Below are 25,200 nucleotides of genomic sequence, written 5' to 3' on the forward strand. Positions count from 1 at the left end.
GGCCCCTCGTTGCAGGGGACGCTAACCTGCCGGGAGAGTCGTTCTTTCTACGCCCTCCGGGAGTCCCCGACATGTCCGAGCAGAAGCCCCGCCTGAAGCGCCCCGTGGAGAACGTCCGCGCCGAGCTGCTCGCGGACCCAGACACCCAGCGCATCGCGAAGTCCCTGGATATGGAGCTGGAGGCCTACGTCGAACTGGTCCTCGACTACGCCCAGAACCCGGACAAGGAGCCGACGCTCATCGTCGCCCCGGACGAGGAGCTGCGCGCCGCCGGCTACAACCCGCCGTCCACCCAGGACGTCGCCAACTTCTTCATCGCCGCCGCCAATGGTGAGCTGGGCATTGGCCCGCCCAAGTCCTATTACAGTGGTTTTGAAGGAAAGCAGGACGACGCCAGCAAGCCGTCCCTGCGTGGGGATGAAGGCCAGGAGCCCGTGAAGGTGGACGAGGAGACCAGCCAGAAGCTCCGCCAGCACGTGCCCAAGGGCGGGCCTGATCGCGTTTAGGCGGATTTGAAGCAACTTTCTCCCACGCTCCCCGACAATCCTTACATTCACCCCCTTTCATAAAGGTTTCCCCCCATGTCCGTTGGCGGCGCAGGTGGTTCGAACGGTAGCCGTGGCTCGAATGGCGCGAGCAATGCTGGCCGGAGCGCCGCTGCGGGTGCGGCCAACGCGGCGAGCAAGGCGGCGGGCGGTCTCGCGGGCGCGCTGGGCGGTATCGGCAAGGCGCTGGGCGGCATCGGCAAGGCGGTAGGCGGCCTGGCGAACAGCATCGGCGGCATCGCCGGCAAGATTGGCAGCGCGCTGAGCCAGGTGTCCGGCCTCGTCGACAAGGCGATGAGCGCCATCACCGGCCCTCTCAAGAGCATGATTGGCGGACTGCTGGACAAGATGCCCTTCGGCATCGGCCAGCTCGCCAAGCCGTTCGTCGACAAGTTCATCGACAACGGTCTGTCCATGGTCGCCGGCGGCCCGCTGGGTGGCGTGGCCTCCATGTTCGGCAAGGCCGGCACCGTGGGCAAGCTGGCGGACATGGTGGACACGGTCCGCACGGGCGCCAAGGCAGTGGGCGACATCGCGGAGGGCCGCTTCAACGCCCAGCAGATGGCGGCCTTCGCCCAGGCCCAGCTGATGCGCGGCCTGTAATTCCGAATCGACAGGTGAAGCCCCCCGGGCCAGCTCCCACGCATGTGGGGGTTGGCCCTTCGTTCGTTCAGAGTCCGTGTGCGCCCGCACGCTGAGTGGCCACCTGGGGCGCAAGGCCGCTTGGTGCTGGCGACACCCGCCCGCAGCCGTTAAGGAGGGCCTCTCCCGCGCCGGCGCCTTCATGCGAACCACTCATCGTCCCCTCACCACCTTGGCTCTGGCCTTGAGCCTCTTCATGGCCGCCCTGGAAGCCACTGTCGTTTCCACGGCCATGCCCACGGTGGTGGGCGAGCTGGGCGGCATCCAGCACTACGCGTGGGTCTTCACCGCGTACATGCTGTCCTCCACCATCACCGTGCCCATCTACGGGAAGCTGGCGGACCTCTACGGCCGCAAGCCCGTGCTCCTGTTCGGCATCGTGCTGTTCCTCGTGGGCTCCATCGCCAGTGGCCTGTCCACGTCCATGGCCATGTTGATCGGCTTCCGGACGCTCCAGGGCCTGGGCGCGGGCGCAATGCAGCCGGTGGCGCTCACCATCATCGGGGACCTCTACACACTGGAGGAGCGCGCGAAGGTCCAGGGCGCGTTCAGCGCGGTGTGGGGCATCGCCGGCCTGATTGGGCCCATCACCGGTGGCTTCATCGTGAAGTACCTCACGTGGCACTGGGTCTTCTTCATCAACGTCCCGGTGGGCGTGGGCTGCCTCGTCCTGCTGATGAGCTACTTCCATGAGCGCGTGGAGCAGAAGCCCCAGAAGCTGGACTACGCGGGCGCCGCGCTGCTCACCGGCTGGGTGGTGGCGCTGCTCGTCGGCGTGCAGGGTGTGGGCATGAATCTGTGGGGTCTGCCCGTGGCGGCGGTGCTGCTCGCGGCCTTCGTCGCCGTGGAGCGCAGGGCGGCCGAGCCCATCATCCCCATGTCCATCTTCAAGGTGCCGGCCATCGTCATCTCCTCCATCGCGGGAGCGCTCTTCTCCGCGGCGATGTTCGGGGCCACCACCTATGTTCCGCTCTTCGTCCAGGGCGTCCTGGGTGGCACGCCCACCGAGGCCGGCGGGATGATTACGCCGATGATTGTCGGCTGGCCGCTGGCGGCCCTCGTGGCCGGGAAGCTGCTGCTCAAGACGGGCTTCCGCCCGCTCATCGTGGGCGGGCTGGGCTTGACGGTGGTGGGCACGTCGCTGATGGCGTTGCTCCTGGGGCCTCAGGCCCCCAAGCTGGTGCCGGAGGTGGCCATGGGCCTGTTCGGCATCGGCATGGGCTTCGCGTCCACCGCGCTGCTCATCGCCGTGCAGACCAGCGTGGGCTGGGAGCTGCGCGGCGTGGCCACCGCCAGCAACATGTTCTTCCGCACCATTGGCGGCGCCATCGGCGTGGGGCTGATGGGCGGCGTCATGGTGTCGCAGCTCCTCAAGGACCCGACGGTGCCGATTTCGGCCGCCAATGCCCTGATGAGCCCCGACCATGGTCAGGACCTGCCTGCGGACCTGCTGGCGACGCTGAGCGGCGCGCTGGGCACCGGGCTGAGCATCAACTTCTGGCTGATTTGCGCCTTCACCGTGGCGGCCTTCACCGCGGGGCTGTTCTTCCCCAAGGTGTCGCGCACCACGACGGTGTCCACAACCGAGGTGGCGGCGCCGCACTGACGTCCGTGCGGCGCCCCGTGCGTCGCTCAGAGGCCGTCAATCATCCGCAGGGCCACGTCCGGCATGAACGTGCCGGCGGGCGTGTTGGGCGCGACGCCGCACTGGCCGTCGGAGTCCCCGGGGACCTTGATCCACAGGACCATCTCCGCGCCGCCCACGCCCACCTGGTTCGGCGTGCCAATCCTCCGGCCGGCGGGGTTGCACCACTCTCCGTTGGAGCCATTCCCGTTGCGGCTGGTGTCCACCACGAAGGGCTTGGTGTAGCCGTATCGGCTGTTGAGCGCGCTGTTGACGGAGCCCGCGTACGAGGCCGACTGCGCGGTGGTGTAGAAGTTCGACACGTTGAGCGCGAAGCCCCGCACGTTGCGCACGCCCATGTTCTCCAGCCGCTGGGCCATGGTGTCCGCGTTGATCCACAGGGCGTTGCCCGCGTCCAGGTAGGCCCACGTGTTCGGCGCGCGATCCCTGAACTGCTCGGTGGCGTAGCGAATCAGGCTGATGCGCGTCTGCCGCTCGGCATCGTTCGCCAGGCAGTCGAGCTGGGCGACGGCGTCCGGCTCGATGATGACGACGGCGGGACGGTTGCCGATGGCGGCGGCGAAGGACGAAATCCACGTCCGGTACGCCTCCGGCGACCCCGCGCCTCCGCCCGAGTGGCTCCCGCAGTCCCGGCCAGGGATGTTGTAGGCCACCAGCACCGGCAGCTTGTCCGCCGAGTCCGCTGCCGCGACGAAGCTGGACACCGCCGTGGTGATGTCTCCGCTCCACGCGGCGAACCAGCGCGCGGCCAGGTTGTTCGCGATAGAGGACTGGATGCGCGCCGCGCGCGAGTCCCCGCTGTTGGCCCGGACCCAGTTGGCGGGGTTGGAGTTCGGGTCGATGTAGAAGCCGCTCGTCATCGCAAGCGGCCCGCCGCCACCGCCGCCGTCCTCCGTGGTGAGCGAGATGTCATCGATGAACGCGCTGAACCCCGTCGCGCGGCCTCCCATCTGGAAGGTGACCTGTCCCGCCTGCGTGGCCAGCGTCGACGTGAAGGGGAACGTGAAGCGCCGTGACGTCCCATCCAACGTCATCTGCCGGTCCAGCGGCGCGGTGTACGGCGCGCTCTCCAGTTGCACCGTCACACGGACCGTCGTCGTCACCGAAGCAGAGGCCGTGAAGGACAGCGTGTACGCCCGGCCATTCACGAGCGGAATGTCATCCTGGCCAATCAGCGCGTCCCAGGGGTTGGCCGTCCCGCCCCCCACGTCCACGCGCAGGCGGGCGTTCTCCACGCGGGACTGCGTGTTGGGGCCACTCCACCAGGGCGATACGGTGCCACCGTTGAAGGTGCCATTGGAGACGAGCTCGGTCAGCGCATCGGCGCGGGTGCCGTACGCCTCGGCCCCCGCCGGGGCGGGCGGCTCCGAGGGACCACAGGCAGTCGCGAGGGCCGCCGCCAGCATCAGCGCGGCCGGAGCGGTGAAGCGACGAAACGGCGAACCGGCGGAGTCACGTAGTTGCACGAAGCCATTCCTCCCGCCCGCGCGAGGACGCCAGGGAGCGGCGCCCGGAGTGACGCGGGCTGTGTCGAGTGCGTGGCCCGTGGGTGGCCCCGCGAGCACGCGGAGCCGCACTTGCACGTTTTTCCTGTTTTTCAGCCCTTCAATCCGCAGCGGCTCACCGAAGTGCGCGCAGATGAACAGGCGGTATGCGGTACTCGGAGGCCTGCTCCACCACTCGGCCCAGACGCAGCAGCAGGTGCTCCTCGTAGGGGCGGCCTGTGAGCTGGACACCCACCGGGAGCCCCTCTTCATCGAAGCCGGCTGGCACCGACAGCGAGGGGAAGCCCGTCAAGTTGGCCAGGCGCACGAAGCGCATGAGGGCATCGACGACAGGCAGGTTCGACTCGCCGTCTGGCAGCGCCGCCTCCGGGATGAGGGGCGCCGTGGTGGCCGTCGTCGGCGTGACGAGGACGTCCACGCCCGCCATCTGCGCCAGCAGCTCACGCGTCAGGCGATGCCGGTGCCGCAGGGCATGCACCAGGTCCGTGGCCCGGAAGTGCCGGCCAATGGCCAGGTTGGTGCGCGTGTCGAGCCCGAACTCCGACGGATGCGCCTTCACGTGAGGGAGCATCACCTCCGACATCTCGCTCAGGATGATGCAGCTGTGCGTCCACAGCACGGTGTTGAGGTCGGGAGGCGGAATCTCCACCACGCGCGCGCCCGCGGCCGACAGCGCGGCCACGGCTTCCTTGCAGCGGGCGACGACGTCCGCATCGGCGTCCTCGAAGTAGTCCCAGCAGATGCCCAGCCGCACGCCGCTCAGGCCGTCATCCTCGTAGCCAGACAGGTGATGCGGCGACTGCCCCTGTGAGACGAGGTCATGCCCATCCGGCCCCGCGAGCACCGCGTACGCGGCGGCGACATCGTCCACGGTGAGCCCCATGGGCCCCACGTGGCCCACGTTCCAGCACAGCGGAGGTACGCCCGTCTCCGGGATGCGGCCCCACGTCGCCTTGAGCCCCACGATGCCGCACAGGGCCGCGGGGATGCGGATGGAACCGCCGCCGTCGGCACCGATGCTCAAGGGGCACAGGCCCGCGGCCACGGCGGCTGCGGAGGCGCTGGAGCTGCCACCGGTGATGCGGCCCGTGTCCCAGGGGTTGCGGGCGGCGCCGTGGTGGGGATTCAACCCGATGGGGTTGATGCCAATCTCATTCATGTTGGCCTTGCCGAGGATGATGGCGCCCGCGGCCTTGAGCCGGGCCGCCACCGTCGAGTCCGCGGCGGCCACCTGCGTGCGGAACCGCGTGCCCAGCGTGGTGGGGAACCCGGCCAGGTCGACCTCGTCCTTCAGCACGACGGGAACGCCGTCGAGCACGCTCAGCGGACGGCCCGCGCGAAGCCGCTCGGAGGACGCCTCCGCGGCCCGGTGCACCTCGTCCGGCTTGCGGGCGATGAACAAGCCCAGGCGCTGCTTCCCACTGTCCATCCGGGCAATGGACTCATGAATCCGATTCACCACGGCCACCGGGTCCGTGGCGCCCTCGCGGTAGGCGCGGACATAGGCCGCGACGCTCTCACGCTCCGGTGGACTGGAGGACGCGGCGATGGCGCGCGCGGCCTGCTCCGTGGGCGTCTGCGGCTCCGTGGCGGGGGTGCCCTGGGGCAACGGGAACTGGAGCGGCGGCGCATCGCCCGCCGGGAGCTCACGCCATCGCTCGATGCCGCTGTCCCGCGTCAGCTTGTCCAGCATCACCGACCCGACGCCGCTCTCGAGCGCGTTCACGAAAGCCTTGAGCGCCAGGCCCGACACACGGGGCGCCTTCACGGGGTTGCGTTGGTAGGTCATGGCGCCGCAGCCTATCCCCGAGCCGGCGATACCGCATGAGCGATGGTGGCCAATTCAGCGGCGCGACTCGTCGTGAGCCACATACCGCGCGTCCGGAACGGCGGCGGCGATGCGTCGCAGGAAGGGCTCCCATTCCACGAACTGCTCCAGGTGAAGAACGCCGCTGCCAGGACCGTGACCGGCGAGCAACTCGCGAGCCACCTCCGCCGCGACCCGCCCCGTCAGCATTGCCTCACGCCGGCCTTGCAATGTCGCGACCCGCGTCGCGGGCATGCCCGCGGAGTGTCCCCTCGCCTTCGCCAGAACCGAACACACATCCGAGCCCGCGTGGAGCCGCAGGGCCAGCCAGGTCGCGGCGCGTCGAAGCGGCGGCCATCGCAACAGCCGGCCCATCCCCAGCCGGACGGCGAGCGCGGCCAGACTGCTCAACCCAGGAGGGTCGAAGCACAGCCATGTCGACACGGTGGGGACGGACAACGTGCGTGCAACGGTTCGCTGGTCCGGGAAGTTGAACCGCCACGCACGGCGCGGCCTCGCTTCTCCAGGGAAGTGGACCCAGGTGGCCTCGTGGAATCCGTGGACACGGTGGAGCTGTCCTTGGAGGTAGACGTCAAATGGCGCGGAGAGGTTCTCCAGCGTCCATTCGATGGCCGCAGCGCCGTGGGTGTCGCCACCGCCCAGCAACACGAAGAGGTCCAGTTGCTCCACGGTGTCGAGCTGAGACGCCGTCCTCGCTGCCAGAACCTGCGTGAGCCCCGGAGCCACCCCCACGCTGAGCACAGCGGTGCTCCCCGCCTGGGCCGCGACGGGTGCCAGTCGCTCGAAGGCGGACAAGGACGCCTCCGACGCAGTCACGTCCACGTAGTCGATGCCTGAACGCAGGCAGTACTCGACGAACGACGATGCCTGTTGGTCCAGGCACATCACCACGAGCGCGACACCGTACAGGTGAGCCACGGCATCGGACGCGGTGACGTCGAGCGCCCGAGCCCGTGTCCCCTCCCCCGTGCGCCGCGCGAGCGACTCCGCCTTGGCCCTGCTGCGGCCAGCCACCACCACGCGGCCCGGGAACGCGGGCGCCAGGATGCGAACGACCTCCTGCCCCACCTGCCCATAACCGCCCACCACGAGGATGTCCCCGGTGCGCCCCACAGCGTCCATCTTCGAACCTCTCCGTCACGCGTCCGGAAGGGTTCTGCCGCCAGTTCCCGTGGAATGCGACCGAGGTCCGTGAACATCATCTGTGCGGACCGCGCATCAATGCCCTCGCTCTCGAACATCGAAGCCTTCGTTCGCGCCGCCGAGCACGGTGACTTCACCCGTGCGGCACGGAAGCTCCAGCTCACCGCTTCGGCCGTGAGCCGGCGCATTGCCCGCCTGGAGGAGGAACTGGGCGTCGTGCTCTTCCAGCGGACGACCCGCGCCATGCAGCTCACCGAGGACGGCCGAGCGTTCTACGCCCGCTGCCAGCGAATCCTCGGAGAACTGGAGGACGCGAAGGAGTCGCTCTCCCGCTCCCGGCACAGGCCCGTGGGCGTGCTCCGAGTGGACGCGCCACAAGTCATCGGCCAGCTGGTGCTCATGCCGGCGCTGCCTCGCTTCCTCACGGTGCACCCTGGCGTCGAGCTGCGCCTGACACTCCGGGACGAGGTCGTGGACCCCATCACCGAAGGCGCCGACGTGCTCCTGCGACTTGGAACCCTGGAGGACTCGCGACTGGTGGCCCGAAAGCTGGGAACCACACGGCTGCTCGCCTGCGCCGCCCCCGCATACCTGAGGCGCCACGGCCGACCAGAGACAGTGGCGGACCTGAGCCGGCACAACTGCCTGGGCTTTCTCCGAGAGAGTGCGCCTGCATCCTGGCTGCTGCACGACGGGAGCACCCCGGTGAGCGCCGTTCCCCGAGGCGCGTTCCACACGAACCACGGTGCCACCTTGCGCGACGCGGCCGTGCTGGGCCTGGGCATCGCGCAGCTCTTCGACTTCATGGTGGCCCGCGAGCTGGAATCCGGAGCGCTCGTGCCCGTTCTGGAAGAACAGGCGGGTGCTCCCCGCCCCATCCATGCTTTGTATCCGCGCGGCAAGCATCTTCCCTCGCGGGTTCGCGCCTTCTTGGACTTCGTGGCCACGCTCTTCCCCCGGTGAGCTGGTGCGAGTCGCTGAACAGGGCCCACGGGGGCATGGGTTGCCGGAGTTCACGTTCAGGAGGAGCTTCATGCACAGGGCAGATGGCGCACGGCGCAGTTCACTCGACACTGTGCTGCGCGAGCGGTTCGGACTGACGGACTTCCGCCCCGGCCAGAGAGAGGTCCTCGAGGCCCTGCTCGGTTCGAACGCCGCGGCGCTCGCGGTGTTCCCCACGGGTGGCGGCAAGTCGCTCTGCTATCAGCTTCCGGCGCTGCTGCTGGAGGGCATCACGGTGGTGGTATCACCCCTGATTGCGCTGATGAAGGACCAGATTGACGCCCTGGCCCGGCAGGGCATTCGTGCCGCACGACTGGACGCCTCGCTGTCGGTGGACGACTCACGCGAAGTCACGCAGGCGCTGCGCGATGGTTCACTCAAGCTGTTGTACGTGGCGCCCGAGCGCTTCAACAACGAGCGCTTCACCGCCCTGCTCCGAGAGCTGCGCATTTCCCTGTTCGCGGTGGATGAGGCGCACTGTGTCTCGGAATGGGGCCACAACTTCCGGCCGGACTATCTGAAGCTGGCGAAGGCCGCGCGGGAGCTGTCGGCCGAGCGCATCCTCGCGCTCACCGCCACGGCGACACCCTCTGTCGTGCGGGACATCTGCCAGGGCTTCGGCATCCCCGAGGAGAACGCGGTCGTCACGGGCTTCTACCGGAAGAACCTCTCGCTGGAGACCACCCCGGTGCACTCCGAGGGCCGCGACGCCCTCCTCCAGGAACGGCTCAGTTCCCGAGCGCTCGGCCCCACCATCGTCTACGTCACGCAGCAGAAGACCGCCGAACGTGTGGCCGCGTTCCTCTCCGCCGAAGGTCTCCCCGCCAGCGCCTACCACGCGGGCCTGGAACCCGAGGTCCGTGAGCGGGTGCAGGAGGAATGGATGGCCTCCTCGAACGGCATCGTCGTGGCCACCATCGCGTTCGGGATGGGCATCGACAAGGCGGATGTGCGAGCCGTGTATCACTACAACTTGCCCAAGGGCCTGGAGAGCTACAGCCAGGAAATCGGCCGGGCCGGGCGCGATGGAGCGCCGTCGGTGGTGGAGCTCTTCGCGTGCCCGGACGACGTCTCCAGCCTGGAGAATTTCGCGCTCGGAGACACGCCCACGCGGGAAGCGATTCAAAGCCTGGTGACGGAGTTGCTCGGCCTGGGACCCGAGCTGAGCGTCGACATGTTCGCCCTGTCCAGCCGGCATGATGTGCGGCCGCTCGTGCTGCGCACGGCGCTGACGTACCTGGAGCTCGAAGGCGTGTTGAGGCAGGGCACGCCGTACTACGTGGGCTACAAGGTGCAGCCGCTCGTGTCGCTCGACGCGCTCGTGGGGCGCTTCCAGGCAGAACGGGCGCAGTTCCTGCGCGACGTGTTTGCTCGGGCGAAGAAAGGGCGCACCTGGTACTCGCTCGACCCGGCCGAGGTGGCGAGTTCGCTACGACAGCCCCGCGAGCGAGTGGTCCGGGCCATCGAATATCTCGAGGAACAAGGGCTCGTGTTGCTCCAGGTCTCCGAACCGCGTCAGCGATTCACGCGGCTGCGGCCCCAGGAGGACGCCGCGGCGCTCACTGAGCTCCTCCATCAGCGCTTCCAGCAGCGCGAAGCCCAGGAGGTCACGCGTGTCCGGGACGTGCTGAAACTCGTCACCCACGCGGGGTGCCAGAACAATGCGTTGGTCGCCCACTTCGGCGAGCGGCGGGAACAGCCATGTGGGCACTGCACATTCTGCCGGACCGGGGAGGCCCAGGTGCTTCCCGCGGTGCGCCGGAAGCCAGCACTGCCCGCGGGCCTCGACGTGGGGGGCTTCCGAGCCCTGGCCGCGAAGCATCCCGAGGCGCTCGGGCACCCGAGGCAGGCCGCGAGGTTCCTCTGTGGACTGAGCAGCCCCGCCCTCACGCGGGCGAAGCTCGGCGGCCACAAGTTGTTCGGCGCGCTGGAGGGATGGCCCTTCGCGGAGGTGCTGGACTTCTGTGGCCGGCCAGCCGTGGATTGACGGCCCTCACCCCTGGTCGAGCACACCCGAGCGATAGTCCTCGAAGGCCTGGTGGATCTCCTCGCGGGTGTTCATGACGAACGGGCCGTACTGGACAATGGGCTCACGGAGGGGGCGTGCGGCGGCGATGAGCAACTCGCTCCGGCGATTCCTCGCACGCACGCGAAGCCGGCTCCCCGGGCCGAGCAATGCGAGTGAGCCCTCGCGCACCGGCTTCGACGTGTCTTCGGCTCCCACGTCCACCTCGCCCTCGGACACGAAGGCGAAGGCGGTGTGGTCCGACGGTGTGTCGAGCTCGAAAGGACGGTCGTCCTCAAGCGCCAGGGTCAACAAGAGCGGCTGCGTGGGGCGCTCACGCACGGGGCCCTGGAGTCCGTTCATGTGGCCCGCGATGACACGCGCGCGGCTCCCCGAGGGCGACAGACGCTCCTCCGCGAGCTGCTCGGGCGTGTGGTCCTGGTAGGCCGGCGGGCACATCTTCTCCTTCGCGGGGAGGTTGAGCCAGAGCTGGAAGCCGGACATCAACCCTTGCACCTGCTCCGGCATCTCCGAGTGGATGAGGCCACGGCCCGCCGTCATCCACTGCGAGCCACCTCCAGCGATGAGCCCACTGTTGCCACGGCTGTCCCGGTGGCGCATCCGCCCGTCGAGCATGACGGTGACCGTCTCGAAACCCCGGTGGGGATGATTCGGGAAGCCGTTGATGTAGGCCCCGGGGTCATCGGAGTGGAACCGGTCGAGCATGAGGAACGGGTCGAGGTTCCTCAGCGCGGGCTGCCCGATGACCCGCATCAAGCGAACCCCTGCCCCATCCGTCGCGGGGATGCCTTCGAGCGTCTGCACCACGTTGCGCTGCGACTTCAGGATGACCGCGGGGGCATCCGAGCGCCGACACCCGACGGCCGAGGCAGCCACGAGCAGGCCTGACTGAAGGAGAAATCGGCGGCGGGAGCTGGCGTTCATGAGGACCTTGCCGGAAACCAAGTGTGCGCCCCCTGAGCCTCCTTCGGGAGCCGCCCGGAGTCCATGCACGAGCCGGGGATCGAACTCGCGCCGGGCGTTGCGAAACTCCCAGCAGAATCGCGCCCTTACTTCGCAACCACCCGGAATGACTCAGCTTCGACTTCCCGTCTCGTGCCTTGCTGTCCCATCCTGTACCGGCCGATTCCGCAGCCTCATGCGACATACGTGCAACATGGAAACGGCCCAAATGCCGCCCCCCAGTCGGTCACGCCGTCGTCACATCATCCGACTTGCGCTTGCCGCGACCGCGAGGCGGCGTGAGCCCCATCGCATCCAGCGCCTCTTCTGCCTGAGCTGCACGCGCCCTGAGTTCCGCAGCGGCGTCGGCCTTCGCGAAGGTGCCCCCAATCCAGGCAGCCAGGTCTGCGGCCAGCTCACCGGCAGACTGGTAGCGCTCGCGGGGGGAGACCCGAAGAAGCCGGTTCAGAGTCACGCGCAGTCCCTGAGGGAGCCCCTCCGTCATCGCGTCCACGTCAGCGTCCGTCAGCGTCGCGGCACGCCAAATCGCGTCCTCCACCATGGATGACGCCCCGGCAAGCGTGGCCCGCTTGATTGCCTGAACGACTCGCCGACGCCTCTTCACGGACAATGAGCCCATGACTTCGGGCGTGATGGCATCCGGGCAGAAGAGCAGATTCTTCCCCGTCGCCATTTCGAGCAGCACCACCCCCAACATGAAGAGGTCCGAGCGCGCGTCGACGGGCCCGCCAAGCAGCATCTCCGGCGACGAATAGAAATAGTCCCCTCGCGGGCCGCGAACAGAGGAAGCCACGCGTCCCGGCAAGTTGGACAACGCGAGACCGAAGTCGCCGAGCCGAACCGAACCGTCCCAGTCGATGAAGATGTGCGCAACATCGATGGCTCGGTGAACGATGTTCAAGGGGCGCCCGCTGGCATCCTTCGCCGCGTGCGCGTGCTCAAGAGCTGCCGCCACCTGCGAGCCCACGAACATCACGAAGAGGGGCGAGAACCATCGACGGCACTCGACAACGAGCGTCAGTAGCTCGTTCAGCGAGTTCCCGGATGGATGCTCGGCGCTGACGTACCAGTAGCCCTCTACCTTGTGGAGCCCATGGACCTTGAGAATTGCCGGGTGCGAGAGGGAGGCGGCAAGACGAACTTGCTCATCAAGCTTTGCTCGCGCCCGCCGAACCCGCCCCCCCTCCTTCTCCGATGGCGCAGGAACCGCCTTGAGCAGCACCTTTCCCCGAGGCTCCCCCGAGGAGGTTCGCAGCCTCGCCACGAAGAGGGACATCCCATGGTGCGTCGGCCCCAACTCCTCGCGGAACTCATAGCCGACGCCATCCGCCGAGAAGAGGATCGCCCCTGGCGGGATCTTGAACTCGATTGCTTTCGACATGCCGTTTCCCCTCGTGCGGAGACTCGCGACCAACGCGGCAAAGGAAGCTACCTGCCGCATCCAGCCGAGGGAACGCCTTCACAGGTCATGAGGACAAAACGGCTTGGTCGGCCCAATTTCGGCCTCCTACCTATTACGTCCTTTCGGGGCTCTCATGGCCAGCGGTCCACGACGTAGCCGCCTCCAGTGTTGACCGCATTCACTCGGCCATCTTCGTAGCCATCGGCAGGCTTCTCGACCACGAAGCAGACGGGGCGTTCGTCCTGTCCCGGCAGCTTCACACGGTCGTAGCGGATGACTAGCGCAGGCCCCTCCGAGCGCCCCATGCGGTCAGAGAGGAAATACGCCTTCCCGTAGAAGCGTGTTCCGGGTGGGGCTACAGCTCTTTGACGCGAATCCACGCCTTTGGGAACGACCCCCACCACATCCTCCCCTGCGGTGAACCAAACTTGGTCGAACGGGCCCCGGCGACTATCGAGGGTAACGCGGAACGACTGGTTGATCTCCCAGCGCAGATCCTCCCGCATCGCCTCTTCCGCACCGGCCGGGCAGGTGAACGACTCAGGCCGAATCTGAGCCCCGGGGCACCCCGCCGCGAGCGCCGCGACGAGCGTCATCGTCGCGCAGTCGGCAACAACGGCGGCTTTCGTCCTCCCGCCCGGCGGGCGTCCTTGGGTCGGGGCCTTGGGTGACGGAGTCGTCTTCACGGTTGAACCTTCCTTCGGAGCGGCAATCTCAGGGCCCGTCAGCAGCACAGGCGGGGGGCTAGGAGGTGACATAGCAGGGGCGGCCGATACGAGCGGCGCGGAATGTGGGGAACTGGGAGGTGGTGGAGCACTAGCAACCTGCGGATCTCGTGGCTGCGGCGGTTCCCCCCGGCTGAGCCAGAAGCCCCCGGCCACGACAAGCGCGATGAGGGCCGCGAGGCCCCCCAGGAGTCCATGCCATCCCCGGACGGCATGCGTAGGCGCCCTAGGAAGGCTTGAGTTCGCAACTGCGGGCATCTGCTGTTCCGATGGTCCCCCCTGCCGCTGTTCGGATGGTGGATGCACTGGGGACAGGTACTCCGCGCTCGAATAGGCCAGGAGTTCGCCCAGTTCGCGACGTAGCGCCTCGGTATCGACGGGGCGCTTTGCAGGCTCCCGCGACAGGATGCTCGCCACGAGGTCGTTTAACGCTTCCGGCACGCGTCCGTTCAACGCACGCGCGGGTGGGGGCAATATGACCGTACTGTTGAGCGAAAAGCGCGCTTGAATCTCGGTCGGGCGGGGGTCTGTCAGCAGTTCATAGAGCATCGCTCCGACCGCGAAGATCTCGTCCGCGACACGAAAGGCGTACTTCGCGCGGTGCTCGGCCTTGTGCTCCCGGAGCCATTTGAATTGCTCAGGCGCGCGAAAACGGTCCGTGCCCGGGGGCAAGCCAGCATCCGTAAGCTCTTCGGCCAATGAGTAGTTCGCACAGCTAAAGTCGATGATGATTGGCTCTCCATCGCTCTTTCGAATTAGAACGTTGGACAGCTTTAAATCCCGATGCAGGACACCGCGACTGTGCATGTATGACAGTGCGGAGCAGAGCTTATCAAAGACCTGCAAGACCTCCTGCACCGTGGGGTGTTTCCGCTCCGCCCACTCCGCTAGCGTCCAGCCATCGATGTACTCAAGCGCGAGATAGACGTTCCCATGCTCGGAGTACCCATACCCACGGTGCTTGACAATGTTCGGATGATCCAGGAGCAGAAGCGCCGAAAGCTCCCGGAGCGTCCTTGCATGAGTTTGCTTGTCGTCCCCGCTTGAATCCCGGTGACGCGCCAACTTGAGCGCACTTCTGCGGCCGTGTTTCTCAACGAGGAAAACGACAGCGAAACCACCGTTCCCAAGCTCCCTGATGACACGCCAACCATCAACGGACATTCCAGCACGCGGGAATATCGAAATCACGTTCATGGGGTCGCCCCAAAGGCTGCCTTCGGAAAGCGCACATTGGGAATTTTGAGCGTTCGACCATCTCCGACCAACTCTAAAGAGTAAACTGGGCTTGCACTCAACTGCGCTGATTCAGCCACTACCAGTATCTGTCGATTCTCCCCCGGCTGAATCGCCCCGGTATCAACTGACACAATTCGGGCACGAAGAGGCAAACCAACTCGTCCAGTCAACATTGCATCTCTCGGCTCCCAGGGTGCCTGTCCGACATGATTGACCACCATTGCATCAACCAGCACCCAGCCCTTCCCCCGATAGGCTATCGCCGACTGCACGAGAAAGCCTCGCCCTGCGTCTTTATAATCCTTGATTGGCGTAGCCGAGACGCCTTCCTTATCGACAAGTCCCAGCAGCACGAAGTCTTCGGGTCTGGGCGCTCGCGGTTGGTCAACGGGGCATGCCGCACCTGCTAACTCAGGACGCTGAACGTTGATTTGAATGTCCACTTCGGCAGGGTCTGTCACCAGCAGGAAGGCAGCTCGCGCGGGCGCCCGACCATCCGCGAAGAAGACCCCAACTTCGTAGCGCTCGCCTTCGGCAAGGTCGGCCACCGGCTGAACGATGACCGACCGCTCCCCGGCGTCTAGAACGCGAATCCGCGACTCGTCGAAGGTAAGGGTCTTCCGGTTGATAGGAGCCGGGAACAGGAAGAGCGTCGGCGTGCCGTGCTCCACCCGGACGACAGGAAGTGAATCGGCAGGGCCGTTTGCAACGGACACCGCGCGGTCCCGCTTCGCGCGTTCCGCTTGTGCCGCCATGGCTGGCGTCGCAGCCCCCCACGCGAGAACGAGCGCAAGGGCCAATCTGACCGGTTGGATCAAAGGCGCATGACCTCCCAGTGCCAGAAGCTACCACCAGGAAGCCGCGCGCAGGGGGGCCATCTACCGGGCCTCGCTACCGGAAGGGTCAGGCGCCCCATTGCGCTCAACGGAACGCCCCTCGTGCAAAGCAACTCGCCCCGGCGCAACTGTGAGCGGCGCCGGGGCGAAGTCAGGGACTGCGGTGGGGCGGTTCAGACCTCCTCGAACTTGCCGCCGAAGATGCCGTTCGCTTCGAGGGCGTCCTTGATCTCTTCGTCGACGATGAGGACCACGTTCCATCCCCAGGGCCGGAACACACGCGCACCTCCGACCTTAGACTTGTCGATCCTCAATCCAATAACGGAGCGGTACTCACCTGCCCTGTGTGCATGCAGCTCTTCGTCGGCAGTAAAGAACTGGACCTCCCGACATGCAGCATCATCAATGCAACGAATCGATCGCGTCGCATTGAGCAGGAAATAGTTTTTGGACTCGCCGTCAACGTCGACGGGGAATAGCTGAACATCATCGGGGGCCAGTTCACGGAACACCGACGCGACTCGCTCGCTGACGATCGGAGTTCCACCCGCTCCCGCGAACTCGATGTCTAGAGGCTCCCCGGGCCTGAAGATCGGAATTCTCAACCTGTCGCGAAGCTCGATAGGCCGTCCTTCGGTGAACCGCCAAATATCGTCGACCTCGTTTCCCGCTGAGTTGGCCGGGTCTGAGAGGTACCAACGACCCTTCACATACACATCAACCCCTAAGTCAAAGAAACGTCGTTCCACGGCCTATTCCTTGGCGCCTTTTGTAATCAGCGCCCGCATCTCCGACCCCGTTCTTACGAGTTCCTGCGCAATCTTGGCAAGCTCGCCCCTCAGTGCGGCCTGATACTGAGCAACACCTCTGCACGACCTCATCACGAAGCTAAGCCGACGCAGGACCACTCCGTGATACTCGGCGGGGTGAGGCCCCTTATGCCCTCGGATTCGCACCAGGTTAGCAGGATCACTCAATTTCATTCCCGCCCTGTTGAAGAGCCTCTCAAACTCTGGCGTCCACGGCCCGCCGTTCACGTCGGAAACCGTATTCTTGTCCGTGCAGATGTGATGCACTTGGCCATCGGGGTCGCCCCGGATCCCGCCGACAGCCCCCACCGCAGCCCCAACGCCTTCGCCTGCGCCCATCGCGACTGCGGCGACCGCCGTCGGTGCGAGCGTCACGTTCAGCACCCCAGCCGGCGAAATGGATATCGCCTGAACCTCCCCGGCCAGGGCGCCCGACAGCTGGAAGCCCCCTTCAAGCTGCGCCCGGGAAGCCGCCTGAGCGAAGCCCGGCATCTTCGGTCCCTGTGACGCCATCGCGCTCTTCCCGCCCAGCGCGGACAGCGCGACGATCACCAGGACGCGGGCCCCGTTGTCCCCCAGCACTTTCCCGAAGCGATGCCCAGCTCTCTCCAGGTCCGCGAAGCCCACCGCGTCCCGCGAATCGTCGATCAGACGCAGAAACCCCTGCCCGAGATTCCACACCGGCCCCGTCCCAAGATAGGCAATCAGCGAGGCCGTAAGGGCAATCGCGATGATCTTCGTAATGGGCTCAGGCGCGACCAGCATGACAAGGGCCGTTCCGATTATCGTCGTGACCATCGCCCGAAGAGCGGCAGGGTTCACCATGTCCCGAATCGCGTCCTCGACGCCGACCCACACGGTGTCGAGCGCGAAGTAGAGCGCTAGCATTCGCCGTTCGGAGGGGCCCAGCGAGAACCCACCGGAAAGCATACTCAGGCAGCTATGGGGCTCGTCCTGCCGCTGGCAGATGCGCTCGTATGCCGAGGGGGCCGACCTGCCTTGCGCGCCGTCAACGAAGCCCTCGGACGATGCGAGCAACGAGCGGCGACCGTCCTCCTCAACCTCCCCGAAGGCGACGTCGAGCCTCATGTCGAGCACGAGCTGCGCGACAGCACGCTTGAACTCGTCTTTGCCTATCTCGACAGGGTCGGATTCAACTGGCGTGAAGGCGATTGGCTCTCCGCGCCCAGTGTTCAAATGCACGACACGAGTCGACGCGCACCCGCTCGCAAGCAGCAACAGCGCAGCAATTCCTAAAGCTCTCATGTAGCCCCCGGGTCAGCCGCCAGCACATCGGCAAGCAAGGGGCCACATACCAGCCAAGTCTGACAACCTACATCGTCCCAGGAGACTAATCCGACTCCATGACGCTCGAACAAGCATGGGAGGATGCGAGCGCAGATGATGCGGGAAAATGGAGCAAGCCCCTCCCGCTTAGCTCCGGACTGACGTGTCAACTCCGCAGCGCCGATTCTCTGACGTGTCAAGATTTCGCGGCCACCGGGCTCACCATTTTTCGGAGGGCCACTTTCTGGCAGTTTACGGCACGGGGGCATCTGGCACTGCTCTTGCTTATCCACAAACTACCACGCCGCTGGCGTGGCTCGCGCCATTCAAAAGGATGAGATGGATAATTAGCCACTGCGGACCTGGTCCGTCGACCAAACAGACAGCACGAGCGACACACATTAGCAGGGATTCGTACTCCATTGTAGGGACACGACCTCACGCAATGGGTGTCTCCGAGATAGGTTCTAGTTCATAGAGCAGGCGTGACATCCACCTAGCTTCGCAGCATGAACTGTCGTGGAGCGCACGATGCGACGCTTTACAAGCGCGCATCATCACCGAAAGGAAATCACACATGACTATTCAGAAATCCCTTGCCAACGGCGATCAATACGGCTTCGGGACAAAGAACGGAGTATCAACGACACTCTTCGCAGAAAACCAGTCGAGCTATACCGTGACGGGCTCAATCACCTGGTCCGGCGAAATCACAAATTTCAGCATTCCACCAAAGAAACAGATCACCCTATTCAGATCCGCGCGCGGGAACGGCGAACCCGTCTTCGCCAAGAACACGGTACCTAAAACCGAGCCCTTGGCAATCATCAAGTTCACTTTCACACAGGGTGGGTAACGCGCTGGCTGCGCGCAGGGGCTAGACTCCTGACATGAAAACCATGTCCAGCGAGAATCTGACTCCCACGCAGTAGCTCTTCGCGGCAATCAATGGTCATTAAATCACCCAGATCATCGGCTCCGTGGCCCGTCTGCGGAGCGCAGACCTGCTTGAGACAGTGACTCACTAGCGGCCGCGCTCGGCGTCCACCCAGGCAACTTGTTCCGGCTGATGCGCGGCGGCATCACCGTCGGACTCTTCGAGATCGCCGCTGAGCGGCCCTTTGCCCTGACACCGATGGGTGAAGGGCCGCACTTGGTCAAATCAACTCCGCCGGCTTCGCGCCCGCGACGAATGCAGGGACGATGTCCACTTCGGCTTCATCGTCCTCGGCTGCGGCATCATGCGCCTGCGTCGCAGCTGTCCTGACATTTGTTAGAGACTGTTAGCGCGTCGCTCATCACACCCGGTAGACCGCAGAGGTCTATTACACCGTCGCCCCTAACGCGCGACAGAACCGCCTAACATGGGAGCCCGACAAACAATGGGCCAATGGAGACCGGCCAAGACCGCAACGGGCGACCGCTAGGCCGCCCCTCAGTGGGTGTCGGGCACTTCGGCGGACCTACTTTACCATTCACTGTCGCTTCTGTATGAAGGCGGCCGGGCGGCTGCGGTGAGTACGTAGTTCACGGCGTCGCGAGGTCCCAGACCAACCGCGCCGATTCCGCAGCCGCCCACTATCGGTTCGCGAGCCTCGCAACGGCGAACCCGGCCCCAAGCAGGGCCACGACGGCGACCGTAAAGGACACGTCCCCGGCCTGCTGGCGCAACGATTCGTTCTCGGCGCGCAGCCGCTCAATCTCCGCTGCGGTTCGAATGCAGCGGCTCTCCGACAGCCAGCAGCCGCCCTCAACCTCGACGGCGGCCGAACCTCCATCCGGGAAAAGCTGAGCGCGCTCGACGCTGATGACGTCCGAGCCCGACGCGGGATGCGCGAGCAGCACGGCCAGCACGAGCGCGCCGAGCTTCACTTGCCGCCCCGGGAGTCGAGTTGCTCCAGCACAGCAATCGCCGCAGCCTTCTCCGCAACCTGCCCAGCGGCAAGCGCCCCCGCCAGCTCAGCGCGGGCAATGGCGGCGCCCCCGAACAGAATCCGCTTGATGATGGTGAAGCCACCAGCAGCCGTCAGGGCAACTTGCAGCGCCGTCAGCATCAGCGCCAGGGAGAATGGCGCCCCAGCAGCGAGCGCGTTCGCTACCGCTCCAGCGAGGGAGACGCCAAGCACGAGGACCGCGCCGCCCCTGTCGGTATTAAAGAACGGGATGAACCCGCCACCGAACTTCCGCAGCAGGTAGACGAGCACCACCACCACCAGGGCGGCGAGCAGCGCGTAGTTCCGGCTCGTCACGGCATCAAGAAGAAGGCGCGCGAACTCCTCGAACTGCTCGGGGTTCGGCCCGACTACACCAGCGTCAACCATGTTGCCTCCGGGTTAGAAGCCCAGCCGCTCCAGTTCGGCCGCGAGCTTCGGGTTTGCTGCACGCCACTTCGGCGACAGGCGCTCGGCATCGAGGCGAGCCCACACGTCGGCGAGGGAACTCTGTTGGACCAGGGTGCGAAGCGGCGTGAGCTGAAGCGCGCTCACGTAGCCCGGCCACTGCACATGAGGGGAGTCGCCGAACCTGCCGCCCCAGACGAGTCCCGCCTTCGTGGCTTCCTCCCCCAGCACTCGGTAAGCCGACTCGCGCCAGTTCGGCTGAACGCCAGGTCGTGGGCTCGCATCACAGACGAAGTCGAAGGCGAGCCCGTAGTTGTGCGCGGACAAACCTGCGGGAGACGCCTTGCCGCCCTTCCCCGCCAAGTACAGCCGACGCAGCTCCGCCTGCTCCGTCAGGTTTCGGAAGCCATGCGTCGCGACGTAGCGAACGCCCCGGGCTGCACAGCGCGCGATGACCTCCCGGGACACGGCGACGAACGGCAGATAGACGCGGTCCAGGTCGACCCGCTCGAAGTTCGCATGGGTCATCACGAGCCCCGCCCGCCCGATTGGGTCATGCGAAGTAGCTCCAGCTCGACTACCTGCTGAACCTGAGCCGGAAGCCCTCGGATGAACTCGTCGCGCCACCGACGCAACGCGCCCAACTCCACGGCCACGGCGTTGATGCGCTCATCCTGCCGCGCGACTTTCTCAACGAGGGCGCGAATCTCCCCGACCAGGGACTTCGCGGCCCAGGTAAGGACGCCGACGCCCGCCGTTCCAAGCAGGGAGCCGACTACGAGTTGCACGGACTGAGTCTCTTCTGCGGTCACAGCGCCACCGGGTCGAAAGGGTGCCCCCGGTAAATGCGTGCGGCTTCTAACGATGGCTCAGACTGGGGACGCATCCCAGCCGCGCAAACTCTGATAGGCTCACACCGATGACACCTCTACCCCATAAACAGCTCATCGCCGCCGCGATTTGCTGCCGGAGAAGGCCGAGCAATGCCCGAATGGCTTAAGATATTGATACAAACTCTTGGTTCCGCCATCGCAACCGCGCTCATTGTCGGAAGGTTCAACCTCCTTTTCAATAAAACGCTAGAACGAACAAAACGTGATTTACAGGACTCACTAGCGAGCCGCGCGCGGCGTGCCGACTACCTAAGAAACCAAATAGACAAGCTCTACGGGCCTCTCTCATTTCTATTGGAGACAGCAAACACTCGGATTGAATGCGCCGAAGAACTATGGAAAGTCCTGAACGCGCAACAAGGTCCGGACAAAGCACCAGTCGAACCAGGGATACCTCCCACAGCCAAAAGGGCACTCGAACTTCAAGACAACTTCTACACACTCGCCCTAGACGCCGGAAACGAATCCATCAAGCTACTATATTCCGGATGGGCTTGGCTTGACGAAGACGATCAGTCGGATGTTCTCCTATACGTAAAAGACATCGACAGGAATAAAATTGAATTCACCAGTCTCGGGATCGCACACCTCCCAATCGAGTTCTACAATACGGAAAATAGCTCACACACAGTACTTGCCGTACCAATGATTCGAAACGATTCTTTCGCCAAACGCATTCTCCAGAAATTGGCAGAGAAACAGCGCGAACTCTCAGGACTCACACGGATACCAAACTAGAACTCCAACTCACAACCACCATACCCAACACGTCAAACGTCGCGAGACTCACCTTGTCGACTCATCGAACAACTGAATCATTCTCCACCAGTTCACATGTTTCCGCCCATTCTCGATCTTGCCGATCAGACAGCTTGCGCCAAGCCTCTGCATTCCGGATATTCATCACACGCTCACGTTCAACCCTGCGCAACACATACTCTCCAACCCTATCTAAATTCTCTGAAAGATCCGGCTCATCCAGCGACGCCAACTCCAGATACAACTGTTGCCGACGCACCTGCTTCTCAAGCGACATTGTCTCACGCACATGACGACCTGTCAGAGACCTCAGCTCTGAATGCTTGCGCTGCATTTCTGCCTTTAGATAACGACATGGATCGCTAACCTCCAATTTCTCACGCTCCCGACGCTTGGAAACTTCGAAAACCAAGCTTCCAGCCAACGCAACTAGGAGCGCAACAAACCAATACTTCACTGACCACCGCCGCCGCAGGAGCCCATTTGAAGCGCTCCAGCGAGACTCCCCGTGATAGCCACTCATAAATCCAGACATAAACACCCAGAGCGGGAATCCCAAAATTCCTACAAGAGCAAGCCATGCAGCGACCGAGTCCATGGCATCGAAATACACGAACAGCATGGGAAGCACAAACTGCGCCCCGGGGCATTCTCGACCCAGTCTTGACGCAAACCTAGTCCCTACTCCAGCAGAGACGTAGTGGTCTAGCTCCAAAGCCAGCACTATGACTCAGCGGGAACGTATCACTGATGCGAAGCTCGGCGTCGCGGTGATGATACGTCAAACAGGTTTGACGCAACACCATCCTCGGGTTCGCCAACCAATTTCTCTGCTATGTTAGGCCCTCTCAGTCGCGAGGCTTGAGGTTGTGGGCCAGCAACCCGTTCACGACGTAGGTCTTCGCAAAGCGAACGGTAATCATCATCACGTCACCGGCATCCGTCGACTCCACACGCGCCACCCTGCCCGGAGCGGCGCCATCGATTTTCTCTCCGGTGCGTAGCTCATCGGTGCGAATCCATCCGCGTTCAAGCGTCCGCCAGCGATGGTCTGGCGTCACGACGAGCACACGCCCATCCGTCATCGTGAGCGTGCAGCGCGCCGCCCGGTGCCTGCTGACGTGCGTCACCTCGAAGATGCCGCCGTCTCTCTCGTGCTCGTGCATGGTGAGCACCCGCATGCCGGGCCGGAGCATCTCGGCGGGCACTTCCGAACCATCGCCAAGCAACACCGGCTCCCACGGCGCGACACAGGTTTGTATCCGTCCGGCCAACGACGTGTTGAGAGGCGTTGAGCGAGGCGTCGGCGCCGAGGACCCTGGCCTGCATGTCGAAGCCAGGAGAGAGGCCGGAGTGGGCACGTGTCGCGGAAGCGTTCGAGGCGAGCGGGCTGACGCAAAAGGAGTTCGCCGCGCAGCGAGGCGTGCGGCTGAGCACGTTGCAGTCATGGGTGTACCGACGCCGACGTCAGCGTGGTGACCAGGCCTCGCCGGTGCGTCTGCTTCCAGTGGAGGTGGCTGGCGTGTCGCAGCCGAGCACGGTTCTGCTGGAGGTGGAGCTGGCCCGCGGTGCGCGCCTGCGATTCGCCGCCGGCACTGATGTGGAATACGTCGCCCGCCTCGTCACTGCGCTGGGGCGGTGAGGCGTGTTTGCCCTGCCCGCGTCGGTGCGCGTGGTGCTGGCCACAACGCCTGTGGACATGCGCAAGTCGATAGACGGCCTCATGGCGCTAGTGCGCGCCGAGTGGGGCGAGGACGTCTACTCAGGCCACCTCTTCGCCTTCGTCTCCAGGCGAGGCGACCGCATCAAGGTACTGACGTGGAGTCGAGGCGGCTTCGTGCTGCTGTACAAGCGGCTGGAGACGGGCCGCTTCCGGCTGCCGCCGGTGGACGACGGCGCGCAGACGGTGCACCTGGACGCCACGCAGTTGGCGATGCTGCTGGACGGCATTGACGTGGCCCAGGTGAGGCGCCAGCCCGCCTGGACGCCTCCCGGGCGCACGGGCACGTAAGACACCCGGCCTGGGACGCAGCGAGGCAGCGAGGCAGCGGCGTGTTGAGGCGGAGTGCCGCGCGAGCTTCCCATGAATCACTTCTGCCCCTGGCGCGAGGAGGCAGAGGAACTCAAAGAGCGCCTGACTTCGCTGGAGGCGAAGATGGCGACACTGGAGCGCCACGTCTTCGGCCGCAGGACGGAGAAGCTACCGACGGTGGCCGCCGAGCTGCGCGGGGACGCGGACTCGAAGGCGGCCCGGGCCGAGGCCGCGAAGAAGAAGCGCCAGGAGCGGGCCGCCCGGAAGGCGGAGGAGGCCCCGGCGCGGGAGATTCGCCACGCAGTCCCAACTGAGGAGCGCTACTGCCCGGCCTGCGGCAGCGAGGGCTTGAAGCCGCTGGGCAAGGGCCGCACCTCGGTGGTGTACGAGCACATTCCCGCGCGCTTCGAGAAGCAGGTGCACGTGCAGGAAGTGCTGGCGTGCGCGTGCGGCCGGGGCGTCGTCACTGCCCCGCCTCCAGCCAGGGTGGTGGACAGGGGCGAGTACGGCCCCGGCTTCCTGGCCCACGTGGTGACGTCGAAGTGCGCGGATGCCATGCCGCTGCACCGACTCGCCCAGCGGGTGGAGAGAAGCGGTGTGCCCATGAGTCGCAGCACCCTGACGGACCTCTTCCACCAGGCCGCCTCAGTGCTGCTGCCTCTCTCCCAGCACCTCTTGCAATGCATTGCCGCCGCGGACGTGGTGTGGGCCGACGAGACGCCACTGCGCGTGCTGGACGTGAAGAAGACGCGGCTGGGCTACCTGTGGACTTTCCTCACCCAGAATGAGGCGGGCGAGTGGCTCATCGGCTACCGCTTCAGCATGGGCCGCGCCAGCAAGACGCCCAAGGAAGTCCTGGGCCGCACCTCGGGCGCACTCGTGGTGGACGCGTACACCGGCTACAACGCGGTGACGCTGCCGAAGGGCCGAGTCCGCGTCGGCTGCTGGGCCCACGTGCGTCGCCGCTTCTTCGACGCGCTGGCCACCGCCCCCGAGGCGCGTGAAGCCCTGGACTTCATCCTCGCGCTCTACCGGGTGGAGGCCCAGGCGAAAGGCGCGGACGTGGTGCGCACCGCGGCTCACCGCGAGCTGCGCCAATTGCACAGCGCCCCCGTCCTCACGCGGCTGCACGTCTGGCTCGAAACGCAGGCGCCGCACCACCTGCCCAAGAGTCCGCTGGGCCTGGCCATTTCCTACGCGCTGAAGCAGTGGGAGGCCCTCACGCGCTTCGTGGAGAATGAGCGCCTGCCCTTGGACAACAACCGCTCCGAGGCGGCGCTGAGGAAGGCGGCTCTGGGCCGTAAGAACTTTCTCTTCGTCGGCCACGAGGTCGCGGGTGAAAACCTCGCGGGCCTCTACGCACTGGTGGCCACCTGCGAGGCCAACCAGGTCAACCCCGAGGAGTATCTGGCCGACGTGCTGCTGCGGGTGCAGACGCATCCCAACTCACGCATCGGTGAGCTGCTGCCCCACGAGTGGAAACGTCGCCGCGTCGCCGAGCCGCCTGACGTCGCGCTTCAGCTTCAGCCCAGTCCCTGAACACCTCCCGCGTCGCGGCGCTCGCCGAACACGGTCCTCGT

The 25,200-nt window shown here is 65.5% G+C and carries 25 protein-coding genes; 10 read left to right on the forward strand and 15 right to left on the reverse strand.

Annotated elements, in window-relative coordinates; genetic code table 11:
- The first annotated feature begins 71 nt into the window (after positions 1–71).
- The 3 genes from OZ403_RS25525 to OZ403_RS25535 all read left to right on the forward strand — a co-directional run bounded on the left by OZ403_RS25525 (position 72) and on the right by OZ403_RS25535 (position 2,793).
- On the forward strand, positions 72–506 hold the full coding sequence (locus OZ403_RS25525; RefSeq protein ID WP_140793710.1) for a hypothetical protein: 435 nt from the start codon (positions 72–74) through the stop codon (positions 504–506).
- Positions 507–581: 75 nt separating this feature from the next.
- Positions 582–1,148 (forward strand): hypothetical protein, encoded by a 567-nt coding sequence (locus OZ403_RS25530; RefSeq protein ID WP_140855927.1) that lies wholly within the window; start codon positions 582–584, stop codon positions 1,146–1,148.
- Between the two features lie 181 nt (positions 1,149–1,329).
- A complete protein-coding gene (locus tag OZ403_RS25535; RefSeq protein WP_140793714.1) occupies positions 1,330–2,793 on the forward strand; it encodes an MDR family MFS transporter in 1,464 nt (487 codons plus the stop codon).
- Between the two features lie 26 nt (positions 2,794–2,819).
- On the opposite strand, the gene OZ403_RS25540 is transcribed toward OZ403_RS25535, so the two are convergent.
- The 3 genes from OZ403_RS25540 to OZ403_RS25550 form a co-directional block, all read right to left on the reverse strand.
- Positions 2,820–4,298, reverse strand: coding sequence for a glycoside hydrolase family 6 protein (locus OZ403_RS25540; protein WP_268781999.1), 1,479 nt, complete (start codon positions 4,296–4,298; stop codon positions 2,820–2,822).
- A 154-nt stretch (positions 4,299–4,452) separates the two neighbouring features.
- Positions 4,453–6,126, reverse strand: coding sequence for an amidase (locus OZ403_RS25545; protein ID WP_268782000.1), 1,674 nt, complete (start codon positions 6,124–6,126; stop codon positions 4,453–4,455).
- A 54-nt stretch (positions 6,127–6,180) separates the two neighbouring features.
- On the reverse strand, positions 6,181–7,287 hold the full coding sequence (locus OZ403_RS25550) for a saccharopine dehydrogenase family protein (protein WP_268782001.1): 1,107 nt from the start codon (positions 7,285–7,287) through the stop codon (positions 6,181–6,183).
- Between the two features lie 69 nt (positions 7,288–7,356).
- On the opposite strand from OZ403_RS25550, the gene OZ403_RS25555 reads away from it, so the two are divergent.
- The gene (locus OZ403_RS25555; RefSeq protein WP_237079799.1) at positions 7,357–8,271 is read left to right on the forward strand and encodes a LysR family transcriptional regulator; all 915 of its coding nucleotides are present in this window, start codon (positions 7,357–7,359) and stop codon (positions 8,269–8,271) included.
- A gap of 70 nt (positions 8,272–8,341) precedes the next feature.
- Entirely contained in the window at positions 8,342–10,297 is a 1,956-nt protein-coding gene (locus tag OZ403_RS25560; protein ID WP_237077389.1) for a RecQ family ATP-dependent DNA helicase, read from the forward strand.
- 6 nt (positions 10,298–10,303) lie between these two features.
- Here the strand turns inward: OZ403_RS25560 and OZ403_RS25565 are convergent, their stop codons facing one another.
- The 6 genes from OZ403_RS25565 to OZ403_RS25590 all read right to left on the reverse strand — a co-directional run bounded on the left by OZ403_RS25565 (position 10,304) and on the right by OZ403_RS25590 (position 17,576).
- Positions 10,304–11,260 carry a pirin family protein gene (locus OZ403_RS25565; protein WP_268782002.1) on the reverse strand — a complete coding sequence of 319 codons (957 nt, stop codon included), beginning with the start codon at positions 11,258–11,260 and terminating at the stop codon, positions 10,304–10,306.
- Positions 11,261–11,525: 265 nt separating this feature from the next.
- Positions 11,526–12,740 carry a serine/threonine protein kinase gene (locus tag OZ403_RS25570; protein WP_268782003.1) on the reverse strand — a complete coding sequence of 405 codons (1,215 nt, stop codon included), beginning with the start codon at positions 12,738–12,740 and terminating at the stop codon, positions 11,526–11,528.
- A 92-nt stretch (positions 12,741–12,832) separates the two neighbouring features.
- Positions 12,833–14,623 carry a serine/threonine protein kinase gene (locus tag OZ403_RS25575; RefSeq protein ID WP_268782004.1) on the reverse strand — a complete coding sequence of 597 codons (1,791 nt, stop codon included), beginning with the start codon at positions 14,621–14,623 and terminating at the stop codon, positions 12,833–12,835.
- Entirely contained in the window at positions 14,620–15,483 is an 864-nt protein-coding gene (locus OZ403_RS25580) for a DUF2381 family protein (RefSeq protein ID WP_140799251.1), read from the reverse strand. Before OZ403_RS25580 ends, OZ403_RS25575 begins: the two co-directional genes overlap by 4 nt.
- A gap of 191 nt (positions 15,484–15,674) precedes the next feature.
- Complete coding sequence (locus tag OZ403_RS25585) at positions 15,675–16,250, reverse strand: imm11 family protein (protein ID WP_268782005.1); 576 nt, start codon at positions 16,248–16,250, stop codon at positions 15,675–15,677.
- A 3-nt stretch (positions 16,251–16,253) separates the two neighbouring features.
- Positions 16,254–17,576, reverse strand: a complete 1,323-nt coding sequence (locus OZ403_RS25590) for an AHH domain-containing protein (RefSeq protein WP_268782006.1) — start codon at positions 17,574–17,576, stop codon at positions 16,254–16,256.
- A 598-nt stretch (positions 17,577–18,174) separates the two neighbouring features.
- On the opposite strand from OZ403_RS25590, the gene OZ403_RS25595 reads away from it, so the two are divergent.
- Positions 18,175–18,453, forward strand: coding sequence for a hypothetical protein (locus tag OZ403_RS25595; protein WP_268782007.1), 279 nt, complete (start codon positions 18,175–18,177; stop codon positions 18,451–18,453).
- Between the two features lie 722 nt (positions 18,454–19,175).
- Here the strand turns inward: OZ403_RS25595 and OZ403_RS25600 are convergent.
- Genes OZ403_RS25600 through OZ403_RS25615 form a run of 4 tightly spaced genes read right to left on the reverse strand, consistent with a single transcriptional unit; the run spans position 19,176 to position 20,724 of the window.
- Positions 19,176–19,469, reverse strand: a complete 294-nt coding sequence (locus OZ403_RS25600) for a hypothetical protein (RefSeq protein ID WP_268782008.1) — start codon at positions 19,467–19,469, stop codon at positions 19,176–19,178.
- Positions 19,466–19,918 (reverse strand): hypothetical protein, encoded by a 453-nt coding sequence (locus OZ403_RS25605; protein ID WP_140799260.1) that lies wholly within the window; start codon positions 19,916–19,918, stop codon positions 19,466–19,468. Before OZ403_RS25605 ends, OZ403_RS25600 begins: the two co-directional genes overlap by 4 nt.
- A gap of 12 nt (positions 19,919–19,930) precedes the next feature.
- Positions 19,931–20,464 carry a M15 family metallopeptidase gene (locus tag OZ403_RS25610; protein ID WP_268784906.1) on the reverse strand — a complete coding sequence of 178 codons (534 nt, stop codon included), beginning with the start codon at positions 20,462–20,464 and terminating at the stop codon, positions 19,931–19,933.
- Positions 20,464–20,724 (reverse strand): hypothetical protein, encoded by a 261-nt coding sequence (locus OZ403_RS25615; protein ID WP_268782009.1) that lies wholly within the window; start codon positions 20,722–20,724, stop codon positions 20,464–20,466. The genes OZ403_RS25610 and OZ403_RS25615 overlap by 1 nt, the downstream gene beginning before the upstream one ends.
- Positions 20,725–20,919: 195 nt before the next feature.
- Between OZ403_RS25615 and OZ403_RS25620 the strand changes: the two genes are divergently transcribed.
- Positions 20,920–21,567 (forward strand): hypothetical protein, encoded by a 648-nt coding sequence (locus OZ403_RS25620; protein ID WP_268782010.1) that lies wholly within the window; start codon positions 20,920–20,922, stop codon positions 21,565–21,567.
- 61 nt (positions 21,568–21,628) lie between these two features.
- On the opposite strand, the gene OZ403_RS25625 is transcribed toward OZ403_RS25620, so the two are convergent.
- Complete coding sequence (locus tag OZ403_RS25625) at positions 21,629–22,210, reverse strand: hypothetical protein (RefSeq protein ID WP_268782011.1); 582 nt, start codon at positions 22,208–22,210, stop codon at positions 21,629–21,631.
- Positions 22,211–22,436: 226 nt separating this feature from the next.
- Positions 22,437–22,817 (reverse strand): Hint domain-containing protein, encoded by a 381-nt coding sequence (locus OZ403_RS25630; RefSeq protein ID WP_268782012.1) that lies wholly within the window; start codon positions 22,815–22,817, stop codon positions 22,437–22,439.
- 98 nt (positions 22,818–22,915) lie between these two features.
- Between OZ403_RS25630 and tnpA the strand changes: the two genes are divergently transcribed.
- From tnpA to tnpC, 3 genes are all read left to right on the forward strand, one after another.
- Positions 22,916–23,230, forward strand: coding sequence for an IS66 family insertion sequence element accessory protein TnpA (tnpA, locus tag OZ403_RS25635; protein WP_268782013.1), 315 nt, complete (start codon positions 22,916–22,918; stop codon positions 23,228–23,230).
- Positions 23,231–23,233: 3 nt separating this feature from the next.
- Positions 23,234–23,599: an IS66 family insertion sequence element accessory protein TnpB gene (tnpB, locus tag OZ403_RS25640; protein WP_268782014.1), complete on the forward strand. Its 366-nt coding sequence runs from the start codon at positions 23,234–23,236 to the stop codon at positions 23,597–23,599.
- Between the two features lie 72 nt (positions 23,600–23,671).
- The gene (gene tnpC, locus OZ403_RS25645) at positions 23,672–25,159 is read left to right on the forward strand and encodes an IS66 family transposase (protein WP_268782015.1); all 1,488 of its coding nucleotides are present in this window, start codon (positions 23,672–23,674) and stop codon (positions 25,157–25,159) included.
- Positions 25,160–25,200: the final 41 nt, after the last annotated feature.

The organism is Myxococcus sp. NMCA1 (assembly GCF_026810205.1).
GTDB classification, from domain to species: Bacteria; Myxococcota; Myxococcia; order Myxococcales; family Myxococcaceae; genus Myxococcus; species Myxococcus xanthus_A.

What these genes read in the sequence shown, in the direction of transcription:
- OZ403_RS25525 (WP_140793710.1), top strand. Translation starts at nt 72, where the DNA reads ATGTCCGAGCAGAAGCCCCGCCTGAAGCGCCCCGTGGAGAACGTCCGC.
- OZ403_RS25530 (WP_140855927.1), top strand. Translation starts at nt 582, where the DNA reads ATGTCCGTTGGCGGCGCAGGTGGTTCGAACGGTAGCCGTGGCTCGAAT.
- OZ403_RS25535 (WP_140793714.1), top strand. Translation starts at nt 1,330, where the DNA reads ATGCGAACCACTCATCGTCCCCTCACCACCTTGGCTCTGGCCTTGAGC.
- OZ403_RS25545 (WP_268782000.1), bottom strand. Translation starts at nt 6,126, where the DNA reads ATGACCTACCAACGCAACCCCGTGAAGGCGCCCCGTGTGTCGGGCCTG.
- OZ403_RS25550 (WP_268782001.1), bottom strand. Translation starts at nt 7,287, where the DNA reads ATGGACGCTGTGGGGCGCACCGGGGACATCCTCGTGGTGGGCGGTTAT.
- OZ403_RS25560 (WP_237077389.1), top strand. Translation starts at nt 8,342, where the DNA reads ATGCACAGGGCAGATGGCGCACGGCGCAGTTCACTCGACACTGTGCTG.
- OZ403_RS25565 (WP_268782002.1), bottom strand. Translation starts at nt 11,260, where the DNA reads ATGAACGCCAGCTCCCGCCGCCGATTTCTCCTTCAGTCAGGCCTGCTC.
- OZ403_RS25570 (WP_268782003.1), bottom strand. Translation starts at nt 12,740, where the DNA reads ATGCGGCAGGTAGCTTCCTTTGCCGCGTTGGTCGCGAGTCTCCGCACG.
- OZ403_RS25575 (WP_268782004.1), bottom strand. Translation starts at nt 14,623, where the DNA reads ATGAACGTGATTTCGATATTCCCGCGTGCTGGAATGTCCGTTGATGGT.
- OZ403_RS25590 (WP_268782006.1), bottom strand. Translation starts at nt 17,576, where the DNA reads ATGAGAGCTTTAGGAATTGCTGCGCTGTTGCTGCTTGCGAGCGGGTGC.
- OZ403_RS25595 (WP_268782007.1), top strand. Translation starts at nt 18,175, where the DNA reads ATGACTATTCAGAAATCCCTTGCCAACGGCGATCAATACGGCTTCGGG.
- OZ403_RS25605 (WP_140799260.1), bottom strand. Translation starts at nt 19,918, where the DNA reads ATGGTTGACGCTGGTGTAGTCGGGCCGAACCCCGAGCAGTTCGAGGAG.
- OZ403_RS25610 (WP_268784906.1), bottom strand. Translation starts at nt 20,464, where the DNA reads ATGACCCATGCGAACTTCGAGCGGGTCGACCTGGACCGCGTCTATCTG.
- OZ403_RS25620 (WP_268782010.1), top strand. Translation starts at nt 20,920, where the DNA reads ATGCCCGAATGGCTTAAGATATTGATACAAACTCTTGGTTCCGCCATC.
- OZ403_RS25625 (WP_268782011.1), bottom strand. Translation starts at nt 22,210, where the DNA reads ATGCTGTTCGTGTATTTCGATGCCATGGACTCGGTCGCTGCATGGCTT.
- tnpA (WP_268782013.1), top strand. Translation starts at nt 22,916, where the DNA reads ATGTCGAAGCCAGGAGAGAGGCCGGAGTGGGCACGTGTCGCGGAAGCG.
- tnpC (WP_268782015.1), top strand. Translation starts at nt 23,672, where the DNA reads ATGAATCACTTCTGCCCCTGGCGCGAGGAGGCAGAGGAACTCAAAGAG.